Below are 20,301 nucleotides of genomic sequence, written 5' to 3' on the forward strand. Positions count from 1 at the left end.
CTCGTGCGTCACGGATGGAGAACGATGAACCACTCACTGACCATTCGATTGCGCCTCGAGGCTGCGGTCCGCAACAGTGCTCTGCTGGGCGTGCTATGCGTTGTTGCCCTCGCGGGATGCTCCACCAGCGCGCCAACTACAGTTGCAGCGACGGACAGCCCAGCCGCATCGCCGACGATCACCGAACCCGACCTGCTTGACGCACTGAACCTTCCCGTAACCCTGGAGGAGATGCGCGAGCTAGAGCCGAGCGAGTTGAAGGCTCTCACTGAGATCTCGGTGGAGTCCGTCTCAAATGGCGACGGCTCGATCAACTGGGAAGAGGTCGTGCGACGCACCTACGAGAACTACAACCTTCAGGTCAACGCAGGCGCGACGGTCGGCGAGCTGAACTCTGTGACCAACCAGGGTCTCGACTTCGAGGCCTACTTCGTTGACAAGTACGGCGTCCACCTAGAGTCCGGATACACCGCGGTTCGTTTGGAAGGTCTTCGGGCTATCCAACTCAACACTTTGGCGTCAGCGGACTTGCAGAACCTTCGGATGAAGGAGGTGACTGTTCGGACCATCTTTTCGTTCACGGGTGTCGAAGTGATTACCTCGAACGGAAACGGAGCAGTTGTCAACGTGAAGGAAAAGGTCGTGGACAACTTCTTCAGTAGTGGCGCTATCGAGCCGGACAATGCAAACATCATCGCGAATCTTGGTAGGAGTGACGACTTGGACCGTTCTTCCACCCAACAGATCAGCTACTCGATCATCGGCGGCAAAGTCTTACTCACGGACACTGAATTCCTTCAGTAGCCTGCATTGGTTGACCCGAACTGGCCATCCTGATCGAGGCCAAGGCCACCAAGTCGCGTGTGGCGAGCGTGACCGCGACCCACGCCCGGATCGGCATCGAGAAGGCTAGCGATCTACGAGTGACGATCGCACCGTCCTCGCACTTGAGGCGCTACTCGTGTGCCAGGCCGATCACCCAACGGGAGCGTCACCACCGAATCCGGTTGAGCACTCGCTTATCGCGAAGTGCCGAAGCGTACGAACTACGTAGAGCGCGTGAAGATGGGTACCCCAACGGCGATGTCGGCACGACACGCAAAAATGAAGGGTGCACAACCTCTGGGATCTGTCCTCCTCGCCAGCCGCCGCTGAACAGGCCGCCCACCGCTGGATGAGTAGCTTGCAACCGGGTGCTGCAGTCGGTGATCGCCACCACATTGTCCCGAAAGTCCTTTTGGCAAGGTTCGCTAATGCGAAGGGCCGCATCCGCGTTCGAAATCGATCGACGGGCGTCAGTTCCGTTCGGAACATCGGGGACCTCGCAGTTCGCGATTTTTACACTGCCGTGACGACCAACGAAGTACTGGACGGGCGACTTGAAGCGATTTTGAGTGAGGTGGAAGGCGCCATGGCGACCATCCTCCGCGAACGGATTGAGGCTCGTGCGTTCGTGAAGCAAAGACCTTTCACTGCTCAAGAACGGTTCGTGATCGACACCTTCGTGAGCATGCAGTACGTCCGTGGAATGAGGGTTCGGCGGACTATGGAGATCGTCAACGACTACGGCATGAAGCTGGTGAATCAAGGGCGGCTCACGCCTGACGACATCGAAACTCTCGACATCGTCCCCCACCCAAATGATCACTTGCGCATGTTCGGACCGCTCTCTCAACAGGCTCATGAGTACTTGGCCCCGAGGCCACTTGTAGTCGTTTACCTTGACCAGCCGCTGCTGTTCATCGGAGATGAGCCTGTCGTCATGTCGGCCGATCTGCCGCTTCCGTCCATTGATCCGGAGGGTCTACCCAACGTAAGCGGCCCGGGTATCGATCCACGGGACATCATCCAGCTGCAAAGCAATCGGGGTGTGGGGTTTGCGACGGCTGACGAGATCCTGCTTGCGGTTTCGCCGACCACGGTCCTGGCCTTCGGGCCTACAGGGCAGTGTTGGGATGCTAGCTCTGTGCGCATGTGCGGGGAAGAAGCCTCGGCGGCAGCGGCAGAGCACAACTCCTTGGTACTTGACGCGTCAGTGGACTGGGTTGCGGCACACCCAGATCACCCCACTTTCGCCAGCATGCCTATGCCTGAAGCAAAGCCAATCGTGCGCATTTCCGACGGAGCGTCCGCCCCAGGTCGCCGCGCGAACTCAACGACCGTCCGTCGCCCAATTAACCGACTGCGCGCATCTGATGTTCATGACGTCCAAGTCAACTCAGGCGGCCGACCGTGAACCACTAGTGACAATATCCAGAGTCGTGGGCTGACGTGGCCGTCCTGCCCTGACTCAAATACGAGATCCTTGCGCTCAAGGCAAGGAATGGCGTCTCACCGCCATAAAGTGAGCCTGTGGCGAGATTGGCATGGAACGAGATTCAGGCGCGCGCTGCGGCCTTCGCTGACGATTGGGCCGGCGAAACGTATGAGAAGGGCGAAAGCCAGTCTTTCTGGGCGGCTTTCCTCGAAGTCTTCGGCATCAACAGGCGCCGCGCCGGCGGCTACTTTGAATACGCCGTCAAGCTCGACGGTGGACGTCGAGGCTTCATCGACATGTTCCTCCCGGGCCGCCTGCTGGCCGAGCAGAAGTCGGCCGGCCGCGACTTGAACGTCGCGCGAACCCAGGCGTTCGAGTACCTCGACGGGCTCGACGACCACGACCTCCCGCAGGCTGTCGTGTTGTCCGATTTCGCATCGTTCCAGCACGTCGACCTCGACACCCGAGCCGTCACGGAATTCACGCTGGAGGATCTCCCTAAGCATGTAAGGCTCTTTGGCCCACTCATTGAGCAACAGAGCACCAAGGCCGAGGAAGCATCGCCGGTCAACAGGCAGGCCGCGGAGCGAATGGCTGAACTTCACAACGCACTCGAGACTGCCGGCTACGTCGGTCACAAGCTCGAGTTGTTCCTCGTGCGGCTGGTGTTCTGTCTCTTCTCTGAAGACGCCGGCATCTTCGAGCCGAAGCAGTTCCGCGACTACGTGCGCAATAGGACCTCTGAGGACGGCACAGACGTGGGCCCGCGGTTATCGAAGCTGTTCGAAGTGCTGAACACGCCGCAAGCCCAACGGTCAAAGAACATCGACGAAGACTTGGCGCGCTTCCCGTACGTGAATGGCGGACTCTTCGCGGAGGTGACCGCAGCGCCCGACTTCGACGCAAACATGCGTTTTGCGCTTCTGCTCGCCTCCCAGCCGGACTGGCGCAAGGTCTCCCCCGCAATTTTCGGCGCCATGTTCCAAGGGGTGATGGATGGCGACGCACGACACGACCTTGGTGCGCACTACACGAGCGAGGAGAACATCCTCCGGGTCATCAAGCCGCTGTTTCTGGATGACCTCTACGCCGAGTTCGAGCAAGCTCGCCGATCACAGCAAAGCGCTGCCCGGCTGGCCGCGTTCCACGACAAGATCGCGGCACTCAACTTCCTGGACCCGGCGTGCGGATCCGGAAACTTTCTGATCGTCGCCTACCGCGAGCTGCGACGCCTCGAGATGAAGGTCCTGGAGGCAAAAGCGAACCACTCAACGATGGTGTTCCTCGCGACCGATTTCCGAGTACGGGTCGAGCAGTTCTACGGCATCGAGATCGACGAGTTCCCGGCACAGATTGCACGTACGGCAATGTGGCTCACGGACCACCAGATGAACACCGAAGCGGCCCAAAGGATTGGCCACGACTACTCCCGGCTGCCGCTCACCGAGGGTGCTCATATTGTGAACGCGAATGCGCTGACCACCGACTGGTCAAGCGTCATCGACGCTCACGAGCTCAACTTCATCTTCGGCAACCCGCCCTTCCTGGGTTCGCGGACCATGGATAGAGGCCAGAAAGCAGAGCTGAAGGCTGTAGCCAACGGGTACCCGCAATCGGGGTTCCTCGATTTCGTCACAGGCTGGTACATCCTGGCCGACCGGATGATGGAAGCGAACCCTGCTATTCAGACTGCCTTCGTGTCAACGAACTCGATCAGCCAGGGCGAGCAGCCCGGCATTCTGTGGCCGCGGCTGTACCAGCACGGCAACCACATCACCTTCGCCCACCGTACATTCCGCTGGACGAACGCAGCCCGAGGCGTCGCCGCAGTGCACTGCGTGATCGTCGGATTTGCCAGAACCGAGCGGCACCCCGCCCAGCTGTTCGACTACCCCGACATCGCCGGCGAGCCAGTCCTCGACCTTGTCCAGTCGATCAGTCCCTACTTGATCGCCGGTGGCGAATTCGTGGTGTCCAACCGTCAAGAGCAAATCAGCGGAGGGCCCCGAATGGCCTTCGGGAATATGCCCGCAGATGGCGGCCACCTGCTGTTGTTGCCGCACGAGCGCGACGAGCTCCTGGCAACCGAACCCGACGCCGCGAAATGGATCCTGCCGTACATCGGCGCGAAGGAGTTTCTGCAGGGCGCTGAACGGTTCACTCTCTGGCTTAAGGGGATATCGCCGGCGCAGCTGCGGGCGATGCCCCGGGTCGCCGCGCGCATCGCAGCAACACGCGAGGTTCGGGCCGCATCAGCCAGACCGGGCCTTGCGGATATTCCGCACCTATTCGCACAGATCACCCAGTCGCCCGACACCACAGTGCTGGCGATCCCGCGGGTATCGTCGGAACGCAGGCCGTATGTACCTATGCAGTTCTTCGGGCCCGGAAACGTCATCGCAGATTCGTGCCTCGCGATCGAAGGCGCGACTGAAGACCTCTTTGCTCTGCTGACGAGCGCAATGCACAACGACTGGCTTCGCACCGTAGGCGGTCGGCTCAAGAGCGACGTGCGGTACTCGAAAGACGTCGTGTACAACAACTTCGTGCTCCCACCAATCAGCGACGCCGAAAGGGGTCGCTTGGCGGAGCTTGGACGCGCCGTGCTTGATGCTCGGGCGTTGTATCCGGATTCGACACTCGCTGATCTTTACGATCCCGTCGTGATGCCCATCGAGTTGCGCACCGCGCACTCCGCGGTCGACGCCTACGTGGATCGGCTCTATCGACCAGAAGGCTTCGGCTCGGCCGACGAACGCGTTGCTCATCTGCTTGCGTTGGTGCAGGAGAGAGACGCGCGAACGGCCAGTTCGGGGTTGCGGTCGCCGGTCGGTGAAGCCGCTGACTAAAGCGGCTGCAGCGCCCGGTACAACGTGGCTCGACTGATCTGGCGCATCTCCGCGATTTCCACTCGGGTTTAGTCCCCGCTCGCTGCGAGCTTTCGGGCACGTTCACTGAGCCTGTCGTCGACCTTGGGCGGCCTGCTGCCGAGCCGTCCGTGAGTTCGGGCGAATGTCAGGCCAGCGCGGGTTCGTATGACGAGGGTGTCACGCTCAAGCTGCGCGAACGCGGTCATGATCGTCAGCATGGCTTCCCCCATGGGGCCACTGGTGCTGATGCCCTCGGTGGGAGAGCGGAACGTCTGTCCTTTGCTCTAGATGGTCTCGATGAGCTCGAGGACATTGCGCGTGTTTCGACCGAGCCGGTCGAGATGCCATGGGACCACGCTTCGATGTTCACCTCGCCTAGCCATCCGGACGGAGACATGGAAACAGCGTTCCAGACCGCTGCGCTCGTGAACCGTCGGTGTTTGCCCGGGTTGAACAGCCGGCCTTCAATCTGGGCCCAACTGGACAGCATCGCTACACGATCGCCATTTTGACCCCCGAATGGGGGTAGAAGGATCGCCTGAAGTTGTATTCCGCTCAACCTTGTCGGCCCATATGCTGGCGCCGCGGTCGTAGTTCAGCGCCAGCCGTTCGGGCTCCACAAGGGCATTTCGGATCAAGCGTGGGGTGCCTAGCGGCGATACGCATCCTGGTGGAATGCGTGAGACGGGGGACCTTGGTGCGTTCGTGGTTTGCGACTCGATGGCAGAAAGTTGTCGCGCTCAGCCTTGTGGCAGCGCTAGTTGTGGGCGTTGGCGTATGGGCAGTCGTCGGGTGGATGCTGCAGACGTCGAACTCGGCCATCGATTGCTCGGTCACGCAAGCGCAGTCCTTCGAGGACGCTGCCCCGATCGCCTCTCACTGCAAGCAAGACGTCGAAGTACTGGCCGAACGCACGCCCTGGCACACAACTTGGGCGACCGGCGACGGTCTGACCCGTCTCGATGTGACTGCCGTACCTTCGCGCGTTCAGGTCAACGGCGAATGGGTGGAGCTAGACCCCACCATCCAGGCTCCATCCAACAGCGACTCGGCGCCCAGCGCTTCCGGTGCCGGAACGAAGTCTCCCGCCGCTTCAATGACCGCCTCCTCCCTCTCGAATGAGGAAGGCATGTTGGAGGTTGCCGCGCCGGTGTTCCCCATCGAGTTGAACCCGGGCGGGCTCCAAGGCCGTGGTGCGCCGCTGGGCACGATCGAGAAGGACGGCCACGACTTCGCCATCTGGTTCCCGATTGCTCTGCCGGAGCCGAGCATCGAGGGCTCTCAGCTGGTTTACGACCTCGGCGAAGGGGTTCGGCTCTTCGTCACTGTCAACATCGACGCGACCGGATTCATCCCCGTGATCGAGCTGGCCGAGCCGAGCTCCGCTGATCACCTTGCAGACCTGCTGGGAACTTCGGTGCTGCCGGGTGCCTCGAGCGAGGGGTTGGTGATCGAGTTCGCCACAGCGGTGTCGGCAGGGCTGACCTACCGAGAGACCGACAACTCCGTGGAGATCATTGACGCCAACGACGAGATCCAATTCCAAGCAGCCGCACCGGCAATGTGGGACTCTGCCGCCGGAGCAACCGTCGAGACCGACAACGGAGACATCGTCGACGTCGACCGCACCAGCTGGCCGGCAGAAGGCGACCAGGTCGTTCCTATCGACTTGAGCTTGGACGGTCAATCGTTGCTGGTCGAAGCCGACGCCGACATGCTCGCCAGCAGCTCCACGGTGTGGCCGGTGTACATCGACCCGACGATCTCTGGCAAGGGCGCTGCGGATTGGGTGGCCGTGCGAAGCGGCGGCTACACCAACACGCTCCACAAGTGGGGCGACATGAGTTCCGGTCCCGGTCAGGGCACCGGCTACTGCTCCACGACCTCCTCGTGCAATGTGCAGTTCTACCAGCGGTTGGCGTGGGAGTTCACCGGCCTGTCGATCCTGCAGAGCCTCGCGTCTTCTGACATTCAGTCGGCGTCGTTCCGCGTCAACGGTGTGCACTCGGCCTACTGCACCGCGCAGGCAACCACCCTTCGTCGAACGGGTGACGTTGGCTCTGGCAATACCTTCGGCGGTCTTGCATGGCATGAGTCCGGGCAGACCCGGACGGAGTATCACCGGTCCACGTGCTCGCCAACGAACACGGGCTTCCGGAACTTTGACGCCAAGGTGCTTGCCCAGTGGGGTGCGACGAACAATCAGACGGCACTGCGCATGGGGTTGCGGGTGAACGAGGGGTCGATTACCTATTGGAAGCGATTCCGTCACGACGCGACCTTCACGATGGTCTACAACCGTGCCCCGGTCGCGCCGACCAACCTGCAAATCACCGCCCCGAAGGTCATCGCCTGCCAACCGAACACGTCCACGGGGGCTGCGCCCGCTGTGGCAAGCACCCGCCCGACGTTATCGGCGCTCATGTCTGATCCGGACGGGCAGAATGTCACGGCCGCTTTCGAGATCGTGACTGCTACCGGTACTCCAGGGTCATGGACATTGGGCACCACGAATCTGTGGACAAGCGCAAACACGTCCACTGTCCCAAGCGGGCAAAACGCAACGGCCGCCATCCCGACGACACAGCCATTGGTCGACGGCAACACCTACGCGTGGCGCGTCAGGGGAACCGACGCCGATGGCACCTGGCCCCGCGCGGGGCTATGGTCCGGATGGTGCGTCTTCGCCGTCAACACCAGCGCCCCGCCATCTCCTGACGTCACCCCTGTCACAGACAGTGTCGAGGCGATCTACCTCGAGGGCGTCGAACGAGGCGGCGTGGGCATGGACGGTGCGTTCCTGTTCAACAAGGGCGCCGCGAACGATGTGGTGTCCTTCCGATACGGCTTCAACGACGCCAGCAACCCGTTGACGATCGCTATGACGCCAGACGGAACCGCAACGGTGCCTTTCACAGCCCCTTCATCGGGGGATGTGACGCTCACGGTTGTGTCCGTCGACACCGCCGGGAATCCCTCGTTGGTGACCTCCTACTTCTTCCGGGTAGCAACACCGATCGAAGACGTGGTGTGGATTCTCGATGAAGGCGAAGGGAACACCGCCACCGACAGCTTCGGCACCCCCGGCCATCCACTGACGATCACCGGTGCGACATGGGGTGAAGGACCGCACACCCTGTTCCAATCCCGTCAAGGCGACTCCTCGCTCGTCTTCGACGGAACGGGAGACGCTGCCGTGTCGGAGCGACCCGTGATCGACACGACGGATTCGTTCGTCGTCTCCGCCCACGTGCTCCTCGACCCGAACTTCACGGGAACTGCTCCGGCGACGATCATTAGCCAGGACGGCGTAGAGGTTTCAGGCTTCCAGCTGCAGTATGTGCCTACTTGTGCGGGCATGCCCGAAGGTTGCTGGGCATTCACCATGCCCGACACCGCCGACGGGACCGCGTCCACGACGGTCACCTCGGCGATCCCCGCCAGCGAGGGCGAATGGGTTCACTTGGTTGGCGCCTATGCGGCAGCGGACGCGAGCAATCCAGCATCCATGACGTTGTGGACGTGCGATATCGGCACTCCGGAACAACCAGAGCCGGCCGTTCCGAACGAGTCAACCGTCGCGCGCACGGCTACGCCGTGGAACGCGGGAGGCGTTCTCGCCGTCGGACGAGGGCAAAGCGCTGGCGGAGCGACTGCATGGTGGCAGGGGCAGATTGACAATGTGCGCCTGTTCACCGGCGACATTGTCAATGAATCGAAGATTCGACGCCTATGCCAAGGCGCAGAAGCCACCGACCTGTCCGCGGGCGAGAGCGCCCTCGATCCCACCACGCAAGGGGAGTGAGCTCACTCATGTTCAACACCACCTCCCCCCGCAACCCCCAACGGGGCAAGCGTCGCCGAAGCACACTTGCCGCCACAGCCGCTATTCTGACCCTCACCCTCACGCTGGACCCGTTCGCCTTGGGTTCCGTCGCCCCGGTGTTGGCAGACGAAGGCTCCCCGTTCGGGTTGCAGGCTCGAGAGGACGCCTTCGACGAGTTCCTGGAATCACTCGGCCAAGAAGACACCATCCCCGCCGTTCCCCTTGGCGGAACCGCGCCGACCGCCCCGGGATCGGAGCCGATCGAGCCCCCGCCAGCGGTGACGCCGACCGAGGATGAAGAACTGGTCGTTCTCACCGAACCGGAAGAGCCTGCAGCCCTCGCAGCAGCTGCTGGAGCCAACGCATCCTCGGTTGTGTTGCCGCAAACGACCACACCACCGCCGGGAGGTCCAGTCGAGGCTGAAGTCGGTGGCGTGTCCGTCACGGTCGAGGCAGTCGAGCAGAGCACCGGTCCGGATGCGGTGCTGGTGCGGGTTGCTGGCGAGGCCGAAACGGAGGCGGCGGGCGTGCAGGGCATCCTGCTCGATGTCACCGACGCTTCTCTCACGGAACCGGCTGAGTCGGAAGTGACCTTGACGGTCGCCTACGACACCTTTGCCGGCCTCGGCGGGTCGGACTGGGCGTCCCGGCTGCGATTCGTGTGGATTCCCGACTGCACCGAACCAACCACCGAATGTGCACCGCAGGTGCTTCCCACCGTCAACAATGGCGAAGCGCAGACCATCACCGCGGTTGTGCCTGTCGACACGGCCGAGCCTGTCGAGCCCGCCAGCCTCGCCTCCGCAACCGTATCTGCGTCAAGCGCGAGTTCGATGACGCTTGCTTCCGGCAGTACCAGCGGTGGGTCCTTGGCTGTGTCTGCGGGAGTGTCGGGGGCGCAAGGAAACTGGGGTGCCACCAGCCTTTCCCCGGCCGCGACCTGGGGCAACTCGGGCAACACCGGCGCGTTCACATGGTCCATGGGTTTGGAGGTGCCGTCGCCGGCATCCGGTCCAGCCCCGCAGTTGGCGGTGTCGTACAACTCCGCGGCGTCTGACGGTCGCCTGCCGACAACGAACAACCAAACAGGTCCGATCGGCGAAGGTTTTGATCTCACCACGGGGTTCATCGAACGTACCTACACGCCATGCATGGACGACGATACGGCTCCGTCGAACAACGAAGACCGTCCCAGCGGGGATCTGTGCTGGGGTACCGAAAACGCGACGATGTCTTTCAATGGCGGTGCGTCGGAGCTGATTCGGGAAGGCAGCACGAACCGATGGCACTCGAAGTTCAGCGACGGCACCAAAGTTGAACGGCTCACCGGCGCAAGCAACGGTGGCGAGATTGGCGAGTACTGGAAGGTGACCACAACCGATGGCACCCAGTACTTCTTTGGTCGCGGATCAGTGCCTAACGGTCCGTCGAACTTGAACTCCGCGTGGACGGTGCCCGTGTTCGGCAACAACTCCGGCGAACGATGCTACGAGCCGGAAGCAGACGGTGGGTTCGCCGAATCCATGTGTACGCAGGTCTACCGGTGGAACTTGGAACACGTCATCGACCCGTTGGGAAATACGATGACCTACTTCTACGAGAAGGAGTCCAACCACTACATCTACGACGTCTGGGGCAGTGGCGAACGGCCCGAAACCGAACGAACGGCGGCATACACCGCAGGCGGCCGCCTGGCGAAAATCGAGTTCGGTACCCGCACCGACAGCACAGGCCAGGCGCCAGCAAAAGTGGAGTTCAGCTACGGTCCTCGCTGCATCACAGACCTCAGTAATCCCAGCTCCTTCTGCTCCGCCGCCCAAACTTCCGTTGATGACAATCACTGGCCCGATACCCCGATCGATGTCGTGTGCACGGCGGCCACTGATGAGGACTGCAGCTTCACGCCAGCCTTCTTTAGCCGGTATCGCCTCGCGACCATCAAAACTCACGCATTCGACGGCGCGGCCTACCAACCAGTGACGTCGTGGAAGCTGGGACAGACGTTCCGACCCCAGGGGGCTGGGACGAACTTGCAGTTCGCGGTTGACCCGATGTTGGTCCTCTCCTCCATTACCGAGACCGGTCACGCCGGCACGACGAGCACCACGGACGACATAGAACGACCCAGCATCGACTTCACGTACGAGTTCCTTCGCAACCGCGTCGAAGTACCCAACGACAACCAGTTGCCATTGCCCCGACCTCGCCTCTCGAGCATCAGCACTGAAACCGGTGCGACGGTGACCGTGGGTTATGAGACGGAGTGTGGAATCAACGACGGGGGAGTTCCGGGCACAAGCGAGACGGCTCTGCGCGACAATGACCGACTCTGCTATCCGGTGGAGTGGACTCCGGAGGGCCAAGAGAACGAAATCGTCGACTTCTTTCACAAGTACGTTGTCAAGGAGATCGCCGAGTCCGGCGCAGCGCGAACTGCTGAGGGTGACGAGCTGATAACCGGATCCGTGAACGTGGTGACGGCGTTCGACTATCTGGGTGGAGCCGCATGGGCGAAACCCACCAGTGCACTGGTGAAACCCAAGGAAGTCACGTACTCCGAGTTCAGAGGCTTCGCGGAGGTTCTCACCACGGTCGGCGCGGAGGGGGAGAGTCGGTCAAGTCGAACCCAGTACTTCCGCGGACTGGGAACCACAGTCACCCTCACCGCAGGGCCAGCTGGAGAAGTCGTCACGGCCACTGACCGGCTTCGATTCCAAGGCCAAGTGTTCTCCGCCGTCGAGTACAACGGGGCAACCCCTGTGAGCCAGGTCATCACGGTCCCCGGAGATCCGGTCATTGTTGCGACGAACAACAAGGACGTGAACTCCACCCGGATCCCGTCGACGACTACTCACGGGTTCACCTTCAATGCCGCGGGCGAGGTGGACTTCCGAACGAAGTCCGTGACGAACTCCAACGCATACGCCCAATTGGTATCGGTAAACGACCTTGGCGACGTAGCGGTCTCTAGCGATGACGTGTGCACGCAGGTCGCCTACGCTCACGCCGGAACGTCAGGCGTCGCCGCAGCTCTCGCAGCGTCGTTCCAGGTGTCGCTGGTGGAGTCTACGAAGGTAACCGCGACCGACTGTGACGCCACAGGAGCTTCCACGGCGGCGGTGATTTCATGGGATACCGCCGAGTACGACGCGCAAGGTCAAACGCACCTCTCGCGACGCCTTGACCCAACCGACGGCGTCGGACAGGTGCTCGTGAAGGAAGTCCTCGCCTACGATCTTCGCGGACGCCCCACCTCCTTGGCGGACGCGTTGGGCAATGTCTCCACCATGACCTATACGCAGTCCAGCGGCGGGTTGGTGCAGTCCATCACATCGACAACAGCAGACCCCGACGGTGCTGGACCGGCCGTGCCGATGACGTCAACGACCACCTTCAACCCGCTGACCGGCATGGTCACCTCTACGACCGATGCAAACGGTCGCACAACCACCGGCACCTATGACGCCTTGGGGCGCCTTGTCTCCGTGGTCTTCCCGCAACATGTGGGACTTGCAGACCCGTCGCTGGAGTACGAGTACTCGGTGGAGAAGACGGGCCTGAATTCTGTCCTTACTCGCTCGCTCGGAGCGGATGGGGTAACCCAGCACACGAGTGTGACCCACTACGACGGGTTGCTTCGACCATTCCAGTACCAGTCTGAGTCAGTGAACGCCGGCGTGAACCGCGACGATAGCGCGTCGGAGCGCGGGCAGCTTGTGGCACATGTCTTTTATGACTCTGCAGGCCGCATTAAGGGCCAGACGAGTCCGTGGCACGCCACGGGCGTTCCATCGATGACGCCGATCGAAACACCCGGTGGTGTGGGTTCGCAGACCACGTTCGAGTACGACGCGGCCGGACGTCAGATCGGCCAGGTGTTCTGGATTGGCAACCCCACCGTGCCTGAGAACGAGCAGTGGCGGTCGGTGACGCACTACGACGGTGCGCGAACTCTGCAAATCCCTCCGATGGGCGCAACACCGCAAATGGCCATCATGGATGGGCGCGGCCGGACGATCGAGCTGCGCCAGTACGTGCGAGACGCAGACCAAGCCGCCGATGCGGACACGCCCGCTGAGGTGCTGGCACTGCAGCATCAGAGCACGACGTACGAGTTCGACAGCGCCGGCCAAATGGTCGAGATGCGAGACGCGGAGAACAACCTCTGGAGTTACGAGTTCGACTTCGCCGGCCGACAGACCAGCGCAACCGACCCCGATGGTGGCACCACGACCACCACGTACGACGCACTCAATCGAGCGGTCACGCGCACTAACGGCAACGGGCAGACCGTGGCCTACACCTACGACGCGCTCGGCCGCACCCTGACGTTGCGCGACGGGTCACCGACAGGTGCAGTGCGCGCCCAGTGGCAGTACGACACGGCCCTTGACGAAAACGGTGACTCCGTCCTGGGGGCGCAGGCTTCGTCGACACGGTTCGTTGACGGCAACCCCTACACCAGCTCTGTCGATGTGTACGACGACGCGTACCGACCCCTGTCGACCACGATGACCCTTCCCGAGATCGCGCCGTATACCGACATGCTGGAGTCGTTGAGTTTCACTACCGAGTACACCTACACGGCCGATGGTCAGGTAGCGACGGTGAAGCACCCAGGCATCACCGACAGCACGGGCGCGATCGCGCTGGGCTCCGAGGTGGTCACCACCCAGTTCGACACAGCATCAATCCCGGCCTGGATGGGCGGCGGTTTCGGGTGGGGCGTGTACGTGGCCGACAGCGGCTTCGAAGCTGACGGTCGCCTGCAGGCACTCGATCTGGGCAACACCTACGCTGCCCGCGTCGGCTACTCCTACGAGGCAGAAACGAAGCGCCTAGCCGGAATCTCGCTGCAACGCGAACAACAAGCCACTGATCTTGATTTGCGCTACGCCTACGACGATGCCGGAAATGTCATCAGCATCAAAGACCAGTCGGGATCCAGCTCAGCCCTGCACGATAACCAGTGCTTCGGTTACGACGGCCTGCAACGCTTGAGCGTCGCCTGGACGGCTGGGGACGGCAACTGCGCCACCGATCAAGAGGCGATCACCGCGGGCGACGTGGGCGGAGTTTCCCCTTATTGGACGGAGTACACCTACGACCCGCTCGGCAACCGTACGAGCATGGTGCAGCACGGGGTTGGCGCGGACGCGACCATCACGACCACGTACACCCACGGTGCCGCGACGGCTGGTCCGCACCAGTTGACGAGCATGGTCGAAGCGGTCGCAGGCGGCTCAAGCACCATGACCGAGTTTGCATATGACGAGGCTGGCAACCGGGTATCGAGCAGCTCAGGCGGTGTAACGCAAGGCTTCGTGTGGGATGTCGAGGGGGAACTGTCCGCCGCAGGCGGCGAGGAGTACGCCTACGATGCGTCCGGCAACCGAATGCTGCGCGACAGCGCCGCTGGGCTCACGGTGTATCTGCCCGGCGGGCAAGAGTTGCTCATCGCCGGAACCACAGAAGAGCCGGAGCTGTCGGCCACTCGCCACTACTCCTTCGCCGGGCGCATTGTCGCCATGCGCAACTCGGGCGGGTTGGGGGCTGTGACGTCCTTCGTGGCTGATCACCAGGGCACATTGGTCGCAGCAGTTCCGAATACCAACTGGGCAGCGACCGCCGTCGAGCGCATCTACACCGACCCATTCGGTGGCACCCGCGGTGCATCCGATGACCTGCCTGGTGATCGCGGATTCTTGGGGGCGGTGGAAGACAACACGGGCCTGACCCTCCTGGGAGCTCGCTACTACGACTCTGAAGTCGGGTCCTTCATCAGCGTTGATCCGCTCTTGAGTCCCGGAGTGCCTGCGCAGTTCAACGCCTACGTCTACTCGGCGAACAATCCGGTGACGTGGTCCGACCCGTCGGGTCTGTTCTGGGGGAACCTGTGGGCGGGCGTTCAGTCGGCGTGGAAGAAGACGACGAACCTGATCAAGTCAGCGTGGAACGCCACTGCCTCGTTCGTTGACCGTTACAAGGCGGAGATCGCCGGAGTCGTGGTCGGTTTGGCCGTCGGTATCGGCTGCACGGTTGCCACGGCCGGTGCCGGTGTGGTGGCGTGTGCGATCGCCGGCGGCGCTGCCGGGGCTGCGGTAACCAACGTCATCAAGCAGTCCGAGAGCGGCAAACCGTTCGATGTGGGCTCGTTCCTGTTCGACACCACCGTCGGTGGTGCCTTGGGTGCCGTCGGTGGTGCGGCTGGGCCATTGCTGAGTTCTGCGATCCGGTCGATCACGACATCGGGTGCCGGCGCCTCGGCGATCACGGCAGTGCGCACAGGTATCTCGAACGTGCTCAATCGCACCCCGAGTTTCCGGCCCGCACCTGCTCCCGTGCGACCGCAAGTAGCTCCTGGTGGTGGTGCGGTGCGTCCAGGGGTGGCGTCGAGTACGGCAACTCTCCAAGAGGCAGGTGAAACGCTGTACCGAGGTGTTCCGTTTGGTCACGCAGGCTACGATGACGCCGTTCACGGGGTCGCTCGACCTCGAGGAGGACATGCCGACCCTGCGCTTCACAACGGAGGTGATACGAACAGCCAGTTCACGTCCTGGACAACCAGCCGATCGATAGCAGAAGAGATTGCTAATGAAGGAAACGGACCTGGGGTGCTTCTCGAGCTAGATCCGGTGGCAATTGATCCGAGACGTTTGCTTGCAAGCCCGGACATCTACGATGAAGCTGAGGTGTTGATTAGGGGCTTGGTAGATGGCGCAAAAGCAGAACTTGGTCCGTTCCGATGACTCATCGCATAACAATGGACAAGCTGACTAACTTGGTCAAGGCCGCGGTAGCTGATGGCCGTGTGCCGCACGCTTCTTGGGTTGACGAGCTTATGCAACAGCCCGGCAATCAAGTCCTCGGTACCCGTGCCGTTGTTCGAGACGAGCTCGTGACCATCTACTCACGCCGTGCTCGTCGCGAACCCGACAACGGGCCTCTCACTGATCTCAAGCGAGAGTTGATCAGGGCTTCCGGGGACTACGTATTGCTCGCCTATCTTGAGTTGGAAAGTCATCACGGCCACATTTTCGTGGACGAAACGGCGTCACGGCTGCTGGGAGTCGTATTGAAGTCTCACGTGACCCCACTCGAGGATTTGCCGTAGCAGATACGGTCTATCCCGGGTTTCTAGGAGTAGCTCAACCAAGTTGGGGTGCAGACCAGCCTGGCGAGCATCGCCGCCACTCCCACTCTCCGGAGGCCCCTTGCAGCCTCCTTGCGTATGGCTATCTCGAACGTGCTCAGCACCCCGAGCTTCCGGCCCGCGCCAGCCCCAGTGCGGCCGCCGGCCGTCTCGGGAGGCGGAGCTCGCCCAGCTGGCAACGTCGCTAGTCGTACAGACGATGGGGCTTCCTGCGCTATCGGCAACAGCTTCGCCCCCGCCACGCTCGTGCTTATGACCGACGGTTCCACCGAGCCGATCGAGCACATCGACCTCGGCGACGAGGTGTGCGCAGCTGACCCCGAGTCGGGTGAGGCGGGCGCGCGTCCGGTGACGGCGCTAATCGAGGGTGAGGGTGTGAAAGACCTCGTCACGGTGAGTACCGCCTCGGGGTCGGTGGTGGCGACGGCGGAGCATCCGTTCTGGAGTGTGTCGGATGCTGCGTGGGTTGACGCCAGTAGGGGCAGTGCCAATGGCTCAGCGATCGCTGGCTGAGTGTCTGACGTGTCTCTTGGGAGCTGCCGTCCGCAAGTCACCCGCTCGTTGGCTCGATTCGTCTGCGCAGGCGCTTCGCCTTGCGGTCAAGTGTCGAACTCATCAAGCCTCGTGTGTCGCCACCCGATCAGCCTGTGACGAAAGAAGATGAATCTCCTCTCCCGACAGAACACTTCCGATACTCGTGGCGAGTATGGATTCGACCGCTGGCGCGGACGTCTGAAGACGTCGCACTCCTTCGCGCGTGATCGCTACAAAGATGCTTCGTTTGTCGTCCGGGTTCGGCTCTCGTTTCGCTAATCCGGCGTGCTCCAGCGCGTCCACCAATCGGCTGGCGTGCGTTCGGGTTACAGCGACGTACGAGGCGAGGTCGGCCATCGTCAACGCCCCGGCCGCTGCCTTCAGTTGGGAGAGGGCTTCATATTCGGAGTAGGTCATGCCGACTGCAGACTTCAACTGCTTGTCGATCGTCGGAGCCAAGCGGGTGTACGCACGGTAGATCGCGCGCCAGGTCTGCTCAGCTTCGGAAGTCATGACTTGAATCTATCGATTTGCGTGCGTATGCACTTATATAGTAACGTGCACACACACATACTTTTGATCGGAAGGATCCCATGCATTTCTTCAAGCGCGAGAGCGCAGGTTTCACCTTCACGTCGTACCTTGCGACTTTCTCGGAGCGCTGGGCCGGGTGGACTCGCCCGAGGTAGAAGGAAGGGCCTGAGCAGTGCCAAAGGACGAAGTCCACAATCGAAATGGGTGTCATGTCCGAGCTTGAAGAGTTCCTGGTGGGCGACCGCTGGTTTCACCGACCGTCTATCGCCAAAGCGGGCGTCGAAGTCGAGATAACCGGGGTGCGACCTGGGCCTCCGGCCCGCGTGGAAGTCAGCTTCGTCCAGCAACGCGACGCGCCGACTCAGTTGGTTCCTCCCTCCCAGCTGAAGTGTCGCTGGCCCGATCGACATGAGTTCCTCGGTGCCGAGGCGGTCTGGAGCGCTCTATCGTCCACGCCGGACGAAGTCGAGTCGCAGGCCGTTGTCGACGTGTTTAATCTCCTGGCCGGGGACACGGTCACCGTTAACTCGAGCAAGGCAAAGCGAGGAACCGTGACGATCATCGACCCGGCTCGCATCAACCGAGTGCTGGGAGGGGAGCTACGGCTCCTGGTCGCCGGGGCGCAACACATAGAGGACTCCACTGGCGTCTCATATGGCTGGTCTACCGCCGTTGATCTGGCGCACCGCGCAGCGGGTCTGCACTCCGAGCGCGTACTCGAACACGTGCGTGCGATGGAGGCCGAGGCGCGGCGCGTCCTGCAAGCCCGCCCGGGGCTGGACGATCGTGGCCGATTCACCAAGTTTGATCCTTGGGAGCTGGAGTACCAGAACGACTTCGTAATTCCGCTGACGCGGTTGCTGCGGGAGTGGTGTGGCTCGACCGGGGACAGCGCAGACGAACTCCATCGGCTGCGTGACGAGTGCGCTCGGCTGTCGAAGACCTTGCTGGACGCCGTGGTGCGATTGGCCGTCTCAGGAGAAGAGGAAGCGTCTTGGGCAATCTACGAACTTGCGTTCCCGAACGCGACCCGGTTGGAGTGGCGCGCTGCTCTCTCTTTTCAGCCGACGCCCCCATGACCGCTGCCGCGGTTCCCGCGTCCTGATTCCTCGCTAGTCAGAGTCATGGGTCAGCTCTGGCGGCGAGGCGGATGTGCGATGGGGCATCGGGGAGGTTTATCGCCCCGCGAACCTCTCGAAATCAGTCGGTTCGCGTGTCTCTCTGCGGATCGTGACCCTTCCGCCATTTTTGGCCAATCCGACTCCGGGATAGATGCAGGGGTCCCGCCCTCCCTCCGGACCTCTACTTCTACTTGTATAGATACTTAAATATTTGTAATAGCTATATAGCTAGGGGTAAAGGCGTGCGGCGCGAAAACGGCCCCCACCGATAGGTGGGGGCCGCCTTCGGGTGTCGGAAAGGACGAATCAAGAGGGAGCCGTTGCTGCGGCCCATTGCTCGATCTTCCTCATGTTCTCACCAACTCGGATCCACTCACGAACCGCACTCCCGCGCACCCCGGCCGGTCCAAGCGGCGGATCGATGAACACCATGCCATCCGACGGGCGGACGAAGTAGTCGAACACCGCGGTCCAGTGGTCGGGCTCGTTCGGATTCCACTCGGAACCAGGCAGAGCTTCCGAGTCGAGGCGGACGTGAATCAGGTCGCCATCCCACCAGCACTCGAAAGCCGGCGCTGCGGGATCAAGCTCCGCTGCGTCCTCCTCTGCCTCCGTAATCGGAAGGAGAGCGTTGAAGGACAGGCGGTCTTTGGTTGTGACCTCCTTAAGTGCACGCTTGGGCACGCGGGCCCCGAGAGCTACTAGCAGCGCGGCGGTCACTGACTGACGAGCGGTCGCAACGGACTTTGCGACGTCTGCCGCGACGAGGGCCCGAATACGAGCTTCGGCTCCGGCTCGTTCAGCCTTGTACATCCGCCATGCATTCGAAACCTCGGCGACCAGTGCCTCCTGCGAGACCGTCAGGCGCGTCACGGCAGTGGCCCAAGTCCGTCAAAGAGGCGAAATCGTTGGAAGGTGCGTTGGTCTTTGGACGTGACTTCCCGCAATGCGGATTGGGTCGCTCCGCCCTCGAGCGCGATGCGAATAGCCTCGCTCACGTCCAGGGCAGACCGACGCTCCACCTCCGCATATTCGGCCTCTATCTTCGCCCGGATCTCGGTCACCGCCGCAATGCGCAGGAACTTGTGTCGGGCCCAGGCCGCGCCAGCCTTTGATACCAGGGCCTTCGCCTCGGGAGTCAGTTTCGTCATGCCGCCGCCCCAATCAACTCGTAACGCAAGGATGAAAGGTCTACGCGCAGGGTGGTCTTGCCAATCCGCACAGCCCGCAAAATGCCTTGCGTAGCCCAACGGCGGCAGGTTGAGGGGTTGACGCGGAAGATTTCCGCGGCCTCGTTTATCGTCGCCCAGCGCGCCAATGGATGTTCACCGGCGGCGGTCGGGGTGCTGTTCTCGTTCACTCTTGCCTCACTTCCCGAGCAATCTGCTCTTACAGGTAACGTACAGCCTACGTATAGGCAATGTCCAGAAAGTATGACGGCGACGTGGCCCAAATCTTCAGGCGGGGCCCCTGGCCGGGCCTTTCTTGCGCTTCGCGGCCCCCTGCCCTAGCCTTTGGATCGCAGCGGCAAGTACCCCGGACTATGTGACCTTTCTGCACCATCTGGAGGCTCGCAGGCGTGATTAAGGCCTGCGTCCGGGACCGGGGAGTTGGTGTCGAGGGTTCGGCGCGGTGGATCCCCCACGTCCTGTTCTCGGTGTCTCTGCCAGGTCTAGGGCGGCCCGGTTCTGCTCGGTCGCCGCCAAGCGACAAAGTGCGATGCCCGTCGTACCAGTGCCGCTTTTCGGGAACTCCGCATTGTTCATGGCCCGCGCTTCCGTATCGATACTTCTCCACGGCGCCGGAAAGACCTCGGGCGGCTTCGGGCGGGGCGCGCTTTTCACGTGGGGGGCGAGAGCCAGAAATTTCTCTGATTCCAAGCGGTTCACCTGCCCCACTTGCCCCATGCCTTTGGGAGCGAAGGCCTCTTCGACCCGGGGCATGAGTAGCAACTTCCCGGTGGCATTAATGAGGCCGTGGATTACAGGACCGGCGTGGGCCGGCCG

The 20,301-nt window shown here is 62.2% G+C and carries 12 protein-coding genes and 1 pseudogene; 8 read left to right on the plus strand and 5 right to left on the minus strand.

Annotation, left to right across the window (positions count from 1 at the left end):
• The first annotated feature begins 24 nt into the window (after positions 1 to 24).
• From ACK4HH_RS02890 to ACK4HH_RS02900, 3 genes are all read left to right on the plus strand, one after another.
• A complete protein-coding gene (locus ACK4HH_RS02890) occupies positions 25 to 804 on the plus strand; it encodes a hypothetical protein (protein ID WP_409648142.1) in 780 nt (259 codons plus the stop codon).
• A gap of 370 nt (positions 805 to 1,174) precedes the next feature.
• Positions 1,175 to 2,236 (plus strand): DUF4238 domain-containing protein, encoded by a 1,062-nt coding sequence (locus ACK4HH_RS02895; protein WP_409648203.1) that lies wholly within the window; start codon positions 1,175 to 1,177, stop codon positions 2,234 to 2,236.
• A gap of 116 nt (positions 2,237 to 2,352) precedes the next feature.
• Positions 2,353 to 5,106, plus strand: coding sequence for a class I SAM-dependent DNA methyltransferase (locus ACK4HH_RS02900; protein WP_409648144.1), 2,754 nt, complete (start codon positions 2,353 to 2,355; stop codon positions 5,104 to 5,106).
• A gap of 68 nt (positions 5,107 to 5,174) precedes the next feature.
• On the opposite strand, the pseudogene ACK4HH_RS02905 reads toward ACK4HH_RS02900, so the two are convergent.
• Positions 5,175 to 5,543 (minus strand): annotated as a pseudogene (locus ACK4HH_RS02905) (recombinase family protein); the annotation flags it as partial.
• 380 nt (positions 5,544 to 5,923) lie between these two features.
• On the opposite strand from ACK4HH_RS02905, the gene ACK4HH_RS02910 reads away from it, so the two are divergent.
• The 4 genes from ACK4HH_RS02910 (at position 5,924) to ACK4HH_RS02925 (ending at position 16,619) form a co-directional block, all read left to right on the plus strand.
• Positions 5,924 to 8,932: a hypothetical protein gene (locus tag ACK4HH_RS02910; protein WP_409648145.1), complete on the plus strand. Its 3,009-nt coding sequence runs from the start codon at positions 5,924 to 5,926 to the stop codon at positions 8,930 to 8,932.
• 8 nt (positions 8,933 to 8,940) lie between these two features.
• Positions 8,941 to 15,702, plus strand: a complete 6,762-nt coding sequence (locus tag ACK4HH_RS02915; RefSeq protein WP_409648146.1) for an RHS repeat-associated core domain-containing protein — start codon at positions 8,941 to 8,943, stop codon at positions 15,700 to 15,702.
• A gap of 14 nt (positions 15,703 to 15,716) precedes the next feature.
• On the plus strand, positions 15,717 to 16,067 hold the full coding sequence (locus tag ACK4HH_RS02920; RefSeq protein WP_409648148.1) for a hypothetical protein: 351 nt from the start codon (positions 15,717 to 15,719) through the stop codon (positions 16,065 to 16,067).
• 291 nt (positions 16,068 to 16,358) lie between these two features.
• Complete coding sequence (locus tag ACK4HH_RS02925; protein WP_409648149.1) at positions 16,359 to 16,619, plus strand: Hint domain-containing protein; 261 nt, start codon at positions 16,359 to 16,361, stop codon at positions 16,617 to 16,619.
• A 102-nt stretch (positions 16,620 to 16,721) separates the two neighbouring features.
• On the opposite strand, the gene ACK4HH_RS02930 is transcribed toward ACK4HH_RS02925, so the two are convergent.
• The gene (locus ACK4HH_RS02930; protein WP_409648151.1) at positions 16,722 to 17,153 is read right to left on the minus strand and encodes a MarR family winged helix-turn-helix transcriptional regulator; all 432 of its coding nucleotides are present in this window, start codon (positions 17,151 to 17,153) and stop codon (positions 16,722 to 16,724) included.
• A gap of 230 nt (positions 17,154 to 17,383) precedes the next feature.
• On the opposite strand from ACK4HH_RS02930, the gene ACK4HH_RS02935 reads away from it, so the two are divergent.
• Complete coding sequence (locus ACK4HH_RS02935) at positions 17,384 to 18,253, plus strand: hypothetical protein (RefSeq protein WP_409648152.1); 870 nt, start codon at positions 17,384 to 17,386, stop codon at positions 18,251 to 18,253.
• A gap of 348 nt (positions 18,254 to 18,601) precedes the next feature.
• Here the strand turns inward: ACK4HH_RS02935 and ACK4HH_RS02940 are convergent, their stop codons facing one another.
• The 3 genes from ACK4HH_RS02940 to ACK4HH_RS02950 are packed head-to-tail and all read right to left on the minus strand — an operon-like array spanning position 18,602 to position 19,655.
• Positions 18,602 to 19,168, minus strand: a complete 567-nt coding sequence (locus ACK4HH_RS02940; RefSeq protein ID WP_409648153.1) for a hypothetical protein — start codon at positions 19,166 to 19,168, stop codon at positions 18,602 to 18,604.
• On the minus strand, positions 19,165 to 19,446 hold the full coding sequence (locus ACK4HH_RS02945) for a hypothetical protein (RefSeq protein ID WP_409648154.1): 282 nt from the start codon (positions 19,444 to 19,446) through the stop codon (positions 19,165 to 19,167). The genes ACK4HH_RS02940 and ACK4HH_RS02945 overlap by 4 nt, the downstream gene beginning before the upstream one ends.
• A complete protein-coding gene (locus ACK4HH_RS02950; protein ID WP_409648155.1) occupies positions 19,443 to 19,655 on the minus strand; it encodes a helix-turn-helix domain-containing protein in 213 nt (70 codons plus the stop codon). Before ACK4HH_RS02950 ends, ACK4HH_RS02945 begins: the two co-directional genes overlap by 4 nt.
• Between the last annotated feature and the right edge of the window lie 646 nt (positions 19,656 to 20,301).

The sequence above is a fragment of the Microcella sp. genome (assembly GCF_046296455.1).
Taxonomy (GTDB): Bacteria; Actinomycetota; Actinomycetes; order Actinomycetales; family Microbacteriaceae; genus Microcella.

Bases quoted from the DNA above. Each gene is read 5' to 3' on its own strand.
- ACK4HH_RS02890 (WP_409648142.1), top strand. From the start codon at position 25: ATGAACCACTCACTGACCATTCGATTGCGCCTCGAGGCTGCGGTCCGC.
- ACK4HH_RS02915 (WP_409648146.1), top strand. From the start codon at position 8,941: ATGTTCAACACCACCTCCCCCCGCAACCCCCAACGGGGCAAGCGTCGC.
- ACK4HH_RS02895 (WP_409648203.1), top strand. From the start codon at position 1,175: ATGAGTAGCTTGCAACCGGGTGCTGCAGTCGGTGATCGCCACCACATT.
- ACK4HH_RS02935 (WP_409648152.1), top strand. From the start codon at position 17,384: ATGTCCGAGCTTGAAGAGTTCCTGGTGGGCGACCGCTGGTTTCACCGA.
- ACK4HH_RS02910 (WP_409648145.1), top strand. From the start codon at position 5,924: ATGCTGCAGACGTCGAACTCGGCCATCGATTGCTCGGTCACGCAAGCG.
- ACK4HH_RS02930 (WP_409648151.1), bottom strand. From the start codon at position 17,153: ATGACTTCCGAAGCTGAGCAGACCTGGCGCGCGATCTACCGTGCGTAC.
- ACK4HH_RS02925 (WP_409648149.1), top strand. From the start codon at position 16,359: ATGACCGACGGTTCCACCGAGCCGATCGAGCACATCGACCTCGGCGAC.
- ACK4HH_RS02945 (WP_409648154.1), bottom strand. From the start codon at position 19,446: ATGACGAAACTGACTCCCGAGGCGAAGGCCCTGGTATCAAAGGCTGGC.
- ACK4HH_RS02920 (WP_409648148.1), top strand. From the start codon at position 15,717: ATGGACAAGCTGACTAACTTGGTCAAGGCCGCGGTAGCTGATGGCCGT.